General features: G+C 61.6%; 11 protein-coding genes. 6 read left to right on the top strand and 5 right to left on the bottom strand.

Going from position 1 to position 11977, the window contains the following annotated elements; genetic code table 11:
* Positions 1-5: 5 nt before the first annotated feature.
* The gene (locus PH586_RS12645) at positions 6-587 is read right to left on the bottom strand and encodes an acyl carrier protein phosphodiesterase (RefSeq protein ID WP_271348119.1); all 582 of its coding nucleotides are present in this window, start codon (positions 585-587) and stop codon (positions 6-8) included.
* Positions 588-716: 129 nt separating this feature from the next.
* Between PH586_RS12645 and PH586_RS12640 the strand changes: the two genes are divergently transcribed.
* Together PH586_RS12640 and PH586_RS12635 are read left to right on the top strand one after the other, a co-directional pair.
* Positions 717-1019 carry an ArsR/SmtB family transcription factor gene (locus PH586_RS12640; RefSeq protein WP_271348118.1) on the top strand — a complete coding sequence of 101 codons (303 nt, stop codon included), beginning with the start codon at positions 717-719 and terminating at the stop codon, positions 1017-1019.
* Between the two features lie 41 nt (positions 1020-1060).
* The gene (locus PH586_RS12635) at positions 1061-2110 is read left to right on the top strand and encodes an alkene reductase (protein ID WP_271348117.1); all 1050 of its coding nucleotides are present in this window, start codon (positions 1061-1063) and stop codon (positions 2108-2110) included.
* A gap of 71 nt (positions 2111-2181) precedes the next feature.
* On the opposite strand, the gene PH586_RS12630 is transcribed toward PH586_RS12635, so the two are convergent.
* From PH586_RS12630 to PH586_RS12615, 4 genes are all read right to left on the bottom strand, one after another.
* Entirely contained in the window at positions 2182-2943 is a 762-nt protein-coding gene (locus PH586_RS12630; protein WP_271348116.1) for an amino acid ABC transporter ATP-binding protein, read from the bottom strand.
* 11 nt (positions 2944-2954) lie between these two features.
* Complete coding sequence (locus PH586_RS12625) at positions 2955-4052, bottom strand: amino acid ABC transporter permease (protein WP_271348115.1); 1098 nt, start codon at positions 4050-4052, stop codon at positions 2955-2957.
* A gap of 10 nt (positions 4053-4062) precedes the next feature.
* Positions 4063-5247 carry an amino acid ABC transporter permease gene (locus tag PH586_RS12620; protein WP_271348114.1) on the bottom strand — a complete coding sequence of 395 codons (1185 nt, stop codon included), beginning with the start codon at positions 5245-5247 and terminating at the stop codon, positions 4063-4065.
* A gap of 99 nt (positions 5248-5346) precedes the next feature.
* Positions 5347-6375: an amino acid ABC transporter substrate-binding protein gene (locus PH586_RS12615; protein WP_271348113.1), complete on the bottom strand. Its 1029-nt coding sequence runs from the start codon at positions 6373-6375 to the stop codon at positions 5347-5349.
* Positions 6376-6857: 482 nt separating this feature from the next.
* Here PH586_RS12615 and PH586_RS12610 point away from each other — a divergent pair, with 482 nt between their 5' ends.
* The 4 genes from PH586_RS12610 to PH586_RS12595 all read left to right on the top strand — a co-directional run bounded on the left by PH586_RS12610 (position 6858) and on the right by PH586_RS12595 (position 11879).
* Complete coding sequence (locus tag PH586_RS12610) at positions 6858-7544, top strand: alpha/beta hydrolase (protein ID WP_271348112.1); 687 nt, start codon at positions 6858-6860, stop codon at positions 7542-7544.
* Entirely contained in the window at positions 7541-9442 is a 1902-nt protein-coding gene (locus PH586_RS12605; RefSeq protein ID WP_271348111.1) for an acyl-CoA synthetase, read from the top strand. The genes PH586_RS12610 and PH586_RS12605 overlap by 4 nt, the downstream gene beginning before the upstream one ends.
* A 296-nt stretch (positions 9443-9738) precedes the next feature.
* Positions 9739-10674 (top strand): GGDEF domain-containing protein, encoded by a 936-nt coding sequence (locus tag PH586_RS12600; RefSeq protein ID WP_271348110.1) that lies wholly within the window; start codon positions 9739-9741, stop codon positions 10672-10674.
* A 35-nt stretch (positions 10675-10709) separates the two neighbouring features.
* Positions 10710-11879, top strand: a complete 1170-nt coding sequence (locus PH586_RS12595; RefSeq protein ID WP_271348109.1) for a dipeptidase — start codon at positions 10710-10712, stop codon at positions 11877-11879.
* The last annotated feature ends 98 nt before the right edge of the window (positions 11880-11977 follow it).

Here is an 11977-nt window from a genome sequence, read left to right as displayed (position 1 = left end):
AAGATCTACCGCTGGGCCCGCAAACGCCGGGCGAACTCGAGCAACTCGGGGTAGAAGGCGCGAAAGTCCTCGCTTAACGGCTGATACAGGCGCTCCAGTTCGAGCAGGCTGCCGTCCAGCACGCCGGGCCGGGACAGGCGTCGGCCCATGCCGGCAATCACCTGCTCCAGCACGGCGAAATCGCGGTAGCTACCCAGCCAGTCCTGGGCCGCCATGCGCGGCGCAATCAGGGCCAGGCGCCCGGGCAAGACCGGCTCGTCGGCCAAGATTCGATACACCCGCCCGGTGAATTGTGTCAGCGGCTCGTCGGCGTAATCCGGCCAATTGCGCGCCAGGCAGTGGTCGAAGAACAGGTCCAGGAGAATCCCGGCATAGCGTCGGCGCTCGGCGGGGAAACGCGCCCGGGCCTGGGCCAGTAGCGCATGGCTGTCGGTAAAAACATCGATGCGCCGGTGCAGGACGATCGCGGCTTCGATATCCGCCGGCCACTGCCCGACCAGCCGGCCTTTGACGAAATCGCCATACAGGCTGCCGAGCAGTTGCGCCGGCGCGTTGCCGCCAAGATGCAGATGAGCGAGGTAGTTCATAGGCCAGAGCTTACACATCAGTGCGGGCGATGAGCACTATCGGCGTAAACGATCTGTGTATCGCCACGCACCGATATACAGTTTGACCCATCGCCAAATAGCGCTACAGCATCCCTGGAAACTGCACACATGCCCATCGACATCGATGAAGTAATTAAAGCCCTGGCCCATCCGGCGCGCCGCGACATCCTGCACTGGCTGAAGACCCCCGAGGCCTATTTCGCCGATCAGGACCACCCACTGGAACTGGGCGTGTGTGCCGGCAAGATCGACCAACGTGCCGGGCTGTCGCAATCGACGGTGTCGGCCCATCTGGCGACCCTGCAGCGGGCCGGCCTGGTGACCAGCAAGAAGGTCGGCCAGTGGCATTTCTTCAAACGCAACGAAGAGACCATCCAGGCTTTCCTGCGCCTTATCAGCCAAGAGCTCTAACCACTCGCACACTTCTGCTCCCCCCGACCGAGGAATACTCAATGCCTACGCTATTCGACCCGATCAAGATAGGCGAGCTGGAGCTCGCCAACCGCATCATCATGGCACCGCTGACCCGCACTCGCGCCGACGCCGGGCGCGTGCCCAACGCATTGATGGCCGAGTACTACGTGCAACGCGCCTCCGCCGGCCTGATCATCAGCGAGGCCACCGCGGTCACGCCTATGGGCGTCGGCTATCCGGACACCCCCGGTATCTGGTCCGATGCCCAGGTACGCGGCTGGAGCAATATCACCAAAGCGGTGCATGCCCATGGCGGCAAGATCGTCCTGCAACTGTGGCATGTCGGGCGCATCTCCCACCCCAGCTACCTGAATGGCGCCGCCCCGGTTGCACCCAGCGCCATCGCGCCAGCCGGCCATGTCAGCCTGGTACGTCCGCTCACCGAATACGTCACCCCACGCGCCCTCGAAACCGAGGAAATCGCCGATATCGTCGAGGCTTATCGCCAGGGCGCGGAAAATGCCAAGGCGGCGGGCTTTGATGGCGTAGAGATCCACGGCGCCAACGGCTACCTGCTCGACCAGTTCCTCCAGGACAGCACCAACCAGCGCAGCGACCGCTATGGTGGCTCCCTGGAAAACCGCGCGCGGCTGATGCTGGAAGTCACCGATGCGGTGATTTCGGTATGGGGGGCCGGCCGGGTTGGCATGCACCTGGCGCCGCGCGCAGACAGCCACGACATGGGCGACAGTCAGCGCGCCGAGACCTTCACCTACATTGCCCGCGAACTGGGCAAACGCGGCATCGCCTTTATCTGCGCCCGCGAGAAGGAAGCCGATGACAGCCTGGCGCCTAGCCTCAAGCAAGCCTTCGGCGGCGTGTTCATCGCCAACGAGCGCTTCACCAAGGCGCAGGCCAATGCCTGGCTGGAAAGCGGCAAGGCCGATGCCGTGGCCTTCGGCATCCCCTTTATCGCCAACCCGGACCTACCCGCCCGCCTCGCCGAGGACGCCGCATTGAACGAACCGCAGCCGGCAACCTTTTATGGCTCCGGGCCGGTTGGCTATATCGATTACCCGCGGCTGTAACGCTGCCGGGCGCCTGACGCGCTGAATGAAAAAAGGAGCCCGAAGGCTCCTTTTTTCATTGCCGCGGGTTCTCAGTGCAGGATCTGGCTGAGGAACAACTTGGTACGCTCGTTCTGTGGGTTATTGAAGAAGGTTTCAGGATCGGCCTCTTCGACAACCTCACCCTTGTCGAGGAACAGCACCCGGTTCGCCACGGTACGGGCGAAGCCCATTTCGTGGGTCACGCAGAGCATGGTCATGCCGTCTTCGGCCAGGCCGATCATGGTGTCCAGCACTTCCTTGACCATTTCCGGGTCGAGCGCCGAGGTCGGTTCGTCGAACAGCATGATCTTCGGCTTCATGCACAGCGCCCGGGCAATCGCCACGCGCTGTTGCTGGCCACCGGACAACTGCCCCGGGTACTTGAGGGCCTGCTCGGGGATGCGCACGCGCTCGAGGAAGTGCATGGCAACTTCTTCGGCCTGACGCTTGGGCATCTTGCGCACCCACATCGGCGCCAGGGTGCAGTTCTGCAGCACGGTCAGGTGCGGAAACAGATTGAAGTGCTGGAACACCATGCCCACTTCGCGGCGGACCGCCTCGATGTGCTTGAGATCATGGGTCAGTTCGGTGCCATCGACCACGATGCGACCCTGCTGGTGTTCTTCCAGGCGGTTGATGCAGCGGATGGCCGTCGACTTGCCGGAACCGGATGGACCGCAGAGCACGATACGCTCGCCCGGCTTGACGTTCAGGTTGATGTCCTTGAGCACATGGAACTCGCCGTACCACTTGTGCACGCCTTCCATCAGGATCATCGATTCAGCGCTGGTTTGTTTTTTTGCTACAGCCATTGAAATAACTCCTAACGCTTGTGGCCAGTCTCGAGCTTACGCTCCAAATGCATGGAGTAGCGGGACATACCGAAACAGAAAATCCAGAAAACCAGGGCGGCAAACACATAGCCTTCGGTGGCCATCCCCAGCCAGACCGGGTCGGTGGTGGCTTGTTTGATGCTGTTGAGCAGATCGAACAGGCCAATGATGATCACCAGGCTGGTGTCCTTGAACAGGGCGATAAAGGTGTTGACGATCCCCGGAATCACCAGCTTCAAGGCCTGCGGCAGGATGACCAGGCCCATCATCCGCCAGTAGCCCAGGCCCATGGCCGCAGCCGCCTCGTACTGGCCTTTGGGGATGGCTTGCAAGCCGCCACGCACCACTTCGGCTACATAAGCCGACTGGAACAGGATCACCCCAATCAGCGCGCGCATCAGCTTGTCGAAGTTCATCCCCTCTGGGAGAAACAGCGGCAGCATCACCGAAGACATGAACAGCACGGTGATCAACGGCACACCGCGCCAGAACTCGATGAAGGTCACGCAGATCACCCGGATCGCCGGCATATCCGAACGCCGGCCCAGCGCCAGCAGGATGCCCAGCGGCAAGGCACCAGCGATGCCGACAGAGGCGATCACCAGCGTCAGCATCAGGCCGCCCCAACGGGTGGTGGAAACCGTGCTCAGACCGAAGAAACCGCCATGCAGCAGCCAGTAGGCCAGCAAGGGGTACACCACCAGGAAAGCCAAACCGTACAGCGCCTTGCGTGGCATCTGCGGAATGAACAGCGGCGAGGCACCGATCACAGCCATCCACAGCGTCAGGTCGACACGCCAGCGCAGCTCGGTCGGATAGAAACCGTACATGAACTGGCCGAACCGTTGCTGGATGAACACCCAGCAGGCCCCCTCGCCGGTGCAATCGGCACGGGTGGTGCCGATCCAGTTGGCATCGATAAACGCCCACTGGATCAGCGGCGGAATGATCAACCAGACCAGATAGGCGGCCAGCAGGGTCAACAGCGTGTTGAACCAGCCGGAGAACAGGTTGGCGCGCAGCCAACCAAGCACACCAACGCTCAGCAGCGGTGGTGGTAGATCGGGTTTGAACGTATGGGTTTGCATGGGCTGCTCCTTACCGCTCGATCAGCGCAATGCGCTTGTTGTACCAGTTCATCAACATGGAAATGCTGATACTGATGGCCAGGTAGACGCTCATGGTGATGGCAACCACCTCGATGGCCTGGCCAGTCTGATTGAGCACTGTGCCGGCGAACAGCGAGACCATGTCCGGATAACCGATACCGGCCGCCAGCGAAGAGTTCTTCGCCAGGTTGAGGTACTGGCTGGTCAAGGGCGGGATGATCACTCGCAATGCTTGCGGGATGATCACCAGTCGCAGGGTCTTGCCGGCGGGCAAGCCCAGGGAACGCGCCGCTTCGGTCTGGCCATGGCTGACCGAAAGAATCCCGGCGCGCACGGTCTCGGCGATAAAGGCGGCGGTATAGATGGTCAGTGCCAGGGTCAGCGCCATCAGTTCGGGGATCATCACCCAGCCGCCCCGGAAATTGAAACCGCTCAATTCCGGTGTAGTCCATTGCAGCGGATTACCCGTCAGCAGCACGGCCAGCGCGGGCAGTCCCACTAGCAAAGGCACGGCACCCAGCGAAACGGGGAAGTACTTGCCGGTCGCCTCGAACCGCGCCTTAGACCAACGCGTCAACAGCACGATACCGATGAGCGCCACCACTACGGCGCCGAAAAAGGGCATGAAGTTGTCAGTGACGCTGGGAGACGGCATGTACAAGCCGCGGCTATTGAGGAAGAACATCTGGCCAATATCCAGGCTCTGCCTCGGCCCGGGGAGCGAGAGCATCACCGCGAAGTACCAGAAGAAAATTTGCAGCAATGGCGGGATATTGCGGAACGTCTCGATATAGACGGTGGCCAGCTTGCCAATCAACCAGTTAGGCGACAACCGCGCCACACCGATAATGAAGCCAAGAATCGTCGCACCGATGATACCGATCACCGACACCAGCAGGGTATTGAGCAGACCGACGAAGAAAACCCGTCCGTAGGTATCGCTCTCACTGTAATCAATCAGGTGCTGGGCAATGCCAAAGCCGGCACTGTTATCGAGAAAGGCGAAACCGGAGGTGATCCCGCGTTTCTCCAGGTTGGTCTGGGTGTTGTCGAACAGATACCAGCCGATCGCCACGACGGCGATAACGGCAAGAATTTGGAATAGCCAGGCACGCAACTTGGGGTCGGTCCAAACCGAACCACTGGGACGCGAGGCATGTTCAGGAGTTTGCATATAAGCCCTCTTGGAACCTCCACTCCCGCTCTGGCGGGCATGGAGGTCACGTCATCTAGAACATGCCGAAACCCCAGGACAGGGTTTCGGCAAAGACGATCAGCGCACTGGGGGTGCGTATTGCAGACCACCTTTGTTCCACAGGGCGTTAAGGCCGCGCTCGATCTTCAGATCGCTGCCTGCGCCAACGTTGCGGTCGAAGCTCTCGCCGTAGTTGCCGACTTGCTTGACGATCTGTACCGCCCAGTCTTTCGGCAGTTTCAGATCCTTGCCAAACTCACCCTCGACGCCCAGCAGACGGGCAACATCCGGGTTCTTGGTGGTTTTAGCCACTTCGTCGACATTTTTCGAGGTGATGCCCAACTCTTCGGCGTTGACCATGGCGAACAGGCTCCAACGCACGATGTTGAACCACTCGTCATCACCCTGGCGCACAACCGGGCCCAGCGGCTCTTTCGAGATCACCTCAGGCAGTACCACATAGTCCAGCGGCGCAGACAGCTTGATGCGCTGGGCATAGAGTTGCGACTGGTCGGAAGTCAGCACGTCGCAACGGCCGGATTCCAGCGAGGTAGCGCTCTCGTCGGAGGTGTCGTAAGTGATTGGGGTGTACGACATGCCGTTCGAGCGGAAGTAGTCGGACAGGTTCAGTTCGGTGGTGGTACCGGCCTGGATGCACACGGTCGCGCCGTCGAGCTCCTTGGCACTGGTAACGCCGAGTTTCTTGTTAACCAGGAAGCCCTGACCGTCGTAATAATTGACGCCGGTGAAGTTCAAGCCCAGACCGGAGTCGCGCGAACTGGTCCAAGTGGTGTTGCGCGAGAGCACATCGACTTCGCCGGATTGCAGCGCGGTGAAGCGCTCCTTGGCAGTCAGCGGGCTGAATTTGACCTTGGTCGCATCACCAAACATGGCGGCTGCCACTGCGCGGCATACATCGACGTCGAGGCCAAAATAATTGCCTTTTTCATCGGCATAGGAGAAGCCAGGCAGACCATCGCTGATACCGCACTGAACGAAACCTTTCTTCTGTACCGCGTCCAGGGTGGCGCCAGCATGTACGAAGCCGCTGACACCTAGAACGGTTGCGGTAGTCAGAATAGCCAGGGTGGATTTCACCATCTTCATTAAAACCTCCAGTTGCTTTTGTTGTGTTTGGAGTCTCGGCCCTACCTCCGTACCCTTGTGGGGCACGTCGATCGCGTCGGCAGCAACGCGATCAACCGGGGATCGGACCTTAAGCGCGAGTCTAACCGCCGATTGTCCCATCGGCCATTAAAGCTCTCGCTTGCCCATTGGTCGAATGGGCTAGAGACGGATAGCGATTCGCTTATCGCCAAACAAGCTGCATTTGGCGAGTCTTGTGGAAACCCCAACAAATGGCTTCCCGTCTGTTCCATACCCGGTTTAGTAGCAGTGTTACCGTGCCGGGCGACAGCATCAGTCCCGGTTGGTTATAGCAAAGCCCGTACCAGAAGCTCGCCCTTAGTACGATACGTACAGGTCAATAGCAAAACTTGTAACCTTGCGACATCTTCTTCACAGAATAGCCACTCACTGAAATTTCAGGTGCACTAAATCATGCGCACTGCACCACCTTGGAGCTACCCATGAGCGACCCGTTGATCCTTGAGCCCACACTCGCTGCCGACGCCTGCGTCATTTGGTTGCACGGCCTGGGGGCTGACCGCTATGACTTTCTGCCCGTGGCCGAGGCCCTGCAAGAACAACTGCGCAGCACGCGCTTTGTCATGCCGCAGGCACCAACCCAGCCGGTGACCATCAATGGTGGTCTGCCCATGCCCAGTTGGTACGACATCCTGGCCATGAGCCCGGCACGGGCAATCAATCGCGAACAACTGGCAGCATCTGCCCAACAGGTGATCTCGTTGATTGAAGCACAGCGCGACAGCGGCATCGATCCGGCGCGGATATTTCTGGTCGGTTTTTCCCAGGGCGGCGCCGTGGTGCTGCATACGGCCTTCCTGCGTTGGCAAGGGCCGCTTGGCGGGGTCATTGCCCTGTCCACCTATGCGCCAACCTTCAGTGACGAAATGCAACTGATGGATACACAAAAGCAACTGCCGGTACTCTGCTTGCATGGCAGATTCGACGACGTTGTACTGCCCTCCATGGGCCGTACAGCGCACGATCAACTGGCCGCCTGCGGCGTCAGCGTGCAGTGGCGTGACTATCCGATGGCCCACGAAGTGCTGCCGGAAGAGATCCGCGACATTGCCGATTGGCTGGCGCTGCAGCTGAGCACGCAAACGCCACGAGCCGAGAACAATAAATGACCAGCCAACCCATCATTTGCGGTCTAGCCGATATCGAGCAGATCGAAGCCACGCCATTGGCCGAACGCCACCTGCCGTCCAGCACCTACGAACTGATCCGCCGCACCGCCGAGGCGCAGCCCCAGGCCGCGGCACTGTCCTTTATCCTCCAGGGCACTGTCGACGAGCCGATCTATCGACTTGATTACCAGGAGCTGCTGAACAAGATCACCCAGACCGCCAACGCCTTTCACCGCCTCGGCCTGCGCCCGGGCAAGGCGGTGTCATTCCTGCTGCCCAACCTGCCGCAGACCCACTTCACCATCTGGGGCGGCGAAGCGGCCGGCATCGTCAACGCGATCAATCCAATGCTCGAGCCCGAGCATATCGCCGAGCTGATCCAGGCTTCCGACTCCGAGTTGCTGGTGACCCTGGCGCCCTTCCCCGGCACCGACTTGTGGGCCAAGGTCGAGTCGCTGCGCGGCCAACTCCCGGGTCTCAAGGCGGTGATCTGCGTGGACATGGCCAACCTCCTGGCCGAACCACAGCGCAGTGCCCTCAAGGCGCAACGCGGGCCGCTTCCGGACGGCGTGCTGGACTTCGACGAACTGATCGCCGCCTGCCCGGCCGAACGACTGGAGAGCGGCCGCCACTTCCACCCCGATGACATCGCCAGTTATTTCCACACCGGCGGCACCACCGGCACGCCCAAGCTGGCCCCACACAGCCACGGTAACGAAGTGGCCATGGCCTACAGCATGAACCTGGTCACCCGCTTCGCCCCCGGCGACGTGACCCTCTGCGGCCTGCCGCTGTTTCACGTCAACGGCGTCATCGTCACCGGCCTGACGGCCTTCGGTGGCGGGGCCGAAGTCCTGCTGGCCACCCCGCAGGGCTATCGCAACAGCGCACTGATCGAGAACTTCTGGCGCATCATCGAGCGCCACAAGGTCAGTTTCTTCAGCGGTGTGCCGACCATCTATGCCGGCCTGCTGCAAGTACCCAGCGCCGGCCACGACCTCAGCTCGCTGAAATATGCCCTGTGCGGCGCCGCGCCCATGCCGGTGGAGCTGATCCGCCAGTTCGAGGCCAAGACCGGGCTGACCCTGATCGAGGGGTATGGCCTCACCGAGGGCACGTGCGGCACCTGTGCCAATCCACCAGCCGGCGAGCGTCGTGCCGGCTCGATCGGCCTGCGCATGCCCTACTGCGAGGTGAGCATCAAGGTACTCGACGATCAGGGCCGCTACCTGCGCGATGCCGCCGCAGATGAAATCGGCAACCTGTGCATCCGTGGCGCCACGGTGTTCAAGGGCTACCTGCAAGCGGGCAAGAACGCCGGCATCTGGGTCGACGGCAACTGGTTCAACAGTGGCGACCTCGGCCGCATCGACGCCGACGGTTACATCTGGCTGACCGGACGCAGCAAGGACCTGATCATCCGCGGTGGTCACAACATCGATCCGCAGATGATCGAAGAGGCGCTGCACGGCCACCCCGCCGTGGCCTTGGCCGCCGCAGTCGGCAAGCCCGACGAGAAGGCCGGCGAACTGCCGGTGGTCTATGTCCAGCTCAAGCCCGGCACCCAGGCCAGCGAAGGGGAACTGCTGGCCCATGCCGCCGCGCACATCAGCGAACGTGCCGCCGTGCCCAAGGATGTCTGGATCATCGACGCCATCCCGGTCACAGCGGTGGGTAAAACCTTTAAACCGACCCTGCGCTTCGATGCCATTCGGCGCGTCTATCAGGGGGCGGTGGCCGGACTGGATAGCGCTATCCGCGTCGAGGTACTCAACGACGAGCGCCTCGGCCAACTCGCCCACATCCATCTGCCACGCCGCGACAGCCAGCTGGAGCAGGCCGTGACCGAGCGCCTGGCAGGGTTCGCGGTGCCCATCCAGCTGCACTGCAGCGACTGAGCGAGCTGGATGAGCGCCAGGGTTATCCGGGAGCATCTCCCGGATTGTGCCCGGGCTTGTCCAGGCCACCAATCTGCTTTAAGGGGCACACGGCGCATTGCCTTGGCCCTGTGCAACGGACTGCATCTGCGGAGGCCTCCCGCAACAACCTACGCCGCTGATCAGCCACACTTTTTGCAGGGGATTGCCAGCCGCACCTCACAGGCATAGTGTGGGCGCTGGTGTTCGCCCATACGACAGGGAGTGTTTGCGATGTCCACCACATTATTCAGCCGGCCCCACCTACGCCGCGCGCCTTGAGAACTTCACGACGGCAGGCCGACCTGCAGCAAGTCCGCCAACTGCGACTGTTCAATAATGTCGCGACCAGCAGCGTCAACCAGGTGCTCAAGGAAGTCCGTACCTTCGACCTGGAGCCTGGCGAAATCCTCCTCTCTCCGTTCAACCGCAACCAGCACCTCTACCTCCTGCTCAAAGGCCAGTTCAAGGTCTACCTCGGCTCGCTGGACAATCCGCCGATCAGCACCCTGCAAGCCGGTGACTGCGCCGGGGAAATCAGCTTTATCGACAACCACCACCCTTCTGCCTATGTGGTGGCGACCGAACCGAGCAGCGTGCTGCGCCTGCACCGCGAATCCCTGGTCAAGCTGTTCCAGCAATCACCGCAACTGATGAGCAACCTGCTCGAACTGCTCTGCGCCCGTTTGCGCCAGGGCAATCTGCTGATTCTCAACAGTGAACAGAATGCCAATATCGACACCCTGACCGGCTCGTTCAACCGCCGCTGGCTCGAACATGTCTACGCACGCGAAAGCACCCGCTGCGCCTTCAATCAACAGCCGCTGAGTCTGCTGATGCTGGATGTCGACCATTTCAAGGCGTTCAACGACCAACATGGTCACCTCGCCGGCGACTATGCCCTGTGCCTGGTGGCCCACACCCTGCGCAATCAGCTGCGCACCAAGGACAGCCTGATCCGCTTCGGTGGTGAAGAATTTGTCATTCTCCTCCCGGAAATCGCCGCCACCGAAGCCCGCCGCATCGGCGAACGGCTGCGCCAGAGCCTCGAGGAGATCACCTCCTTCTATTCGCCAGTCGGTATGTTGCCCGGGGTAACGGTGTCCATAGGCCTGGCGCAGATGGACCCGAAGGACAGCCTGCAGTGCCTGATCGCCCGGGCCGACAGCGCGCTCTACACAGCCAAGCAACAAGGCCGCAACTGCCTCTGTTAGAGTCGTTTCCTGACGACAGCCGGATACCTTCACACATGCGCACACGCCCGTTACTGCTTGCCCTGCCGTTGCTGGCACTGACTGCGGCAGGGATTTTCTTCAGCTTGCCCAACCTGCTCGACCGGCGCATGAACAGTGTCGAGGCGCCCGCCCCCTATCCCGCCAGCGAAGCGGCCTTGAAGGTGCACGACAAGCTGTTTATCGCCGACCTGCATGACGATGTGCTGCTCTGGGAGCGTGACCTGCTCAAACGCCACAGCTACGGCCACTCGGACCTGCCGCGCATGCTCGAAGCGCGGGCCGCCTTGCAGGTGTTTTCCACCGTAACCAAGACCCCGCGTGGCATGAACATCCAGAGCAATAGCGCCGACAGCGACAACATCACCCTGCTGGCAATGGCCCAGCGCTGGCCGCGCGCGACCTGGGACAGCCTGTTGCAACGTGCCCTGTATCAAGCCGAGAAGCTGCGCCTGGCTGCCGCCAACAGCGACGGCCGGTTGGTCCTGATCAGGACACGGGGCGATTTGGCCGCCTTTGTCCAGGCCTGGCAGCAAGACCCACAGCGGGTTGCGGCGCTGCTCTCGACCGAGGGCCTGCACCCACTCGAAGGTCAGCTGAGTAACCTGGATCGCCTGTATGACGCCGGTTTCCGCATCGCCGGCCTGACCCACTTCTTCGACAACGAAGTCGGTGGCTCGGCCCACGGCCTGATGAAGGGCGGCCTGACCCCGTTCGGCCGTCAGGTGATCGATCGTCTGCAAGAAAAGTCCATGCTGATCGACCTGGCCCACGCTTCTCGCCCGCTGATCGACGACGTGCTGGCCATGGCCACGCGCCCGCTACTGGTCACCCATACCGGTGTCGAAGGTACCTGCCCGGGCCCGCGCAACCTCAGCGACAAGCACCTGCAGGGCATCGCCGCCACGGGCGGAGTGATCGGCATCGGGTACTGGGATACGGCCGTGTGCGCCACCTCGGTCGCGGCCATCGTCAAGGCCATTCGCTACACCGCCGACAAAGTCGGGGTCGACCACGTCGCCCTGGGCTCGGACTTCAACGGCACTGTCCACACACCCTTCGATGTCACCGGCTTGGGCCAATTGACCGAAGCGCTGCTCGAGGCCGGTTTCAGCCGCAGCGATATTGCCGCGATCATGGGGGGCAACGTGCAGCGCCTGCTGCTCGCCAACCTGCCGGGAGACTGAACCGCCGGGATCCAGCGACCGCGGACAAGGCCAGCCATGGCACTACGCCGCGCCGGCTTCTTGCATTACACTGGCCGCAGTTCACTCCTTAACCAATT

It is taken from the genome of Pseudomonas aestuarii, assembly GCF_027988105.1.
Classification (GTDB): domain Bacteria; phylum Pseudomonadota; class Gammaproteobacteria; order Pseudomonadales; family Pseudomonadaceae; genus Aquipseudomonas; species Aquipseudomonas aestuarii.
Note: the sequence above shows the minus strand (reverse complement) of the source record. Positions and strands in the feature narration are given on the sequence as shown.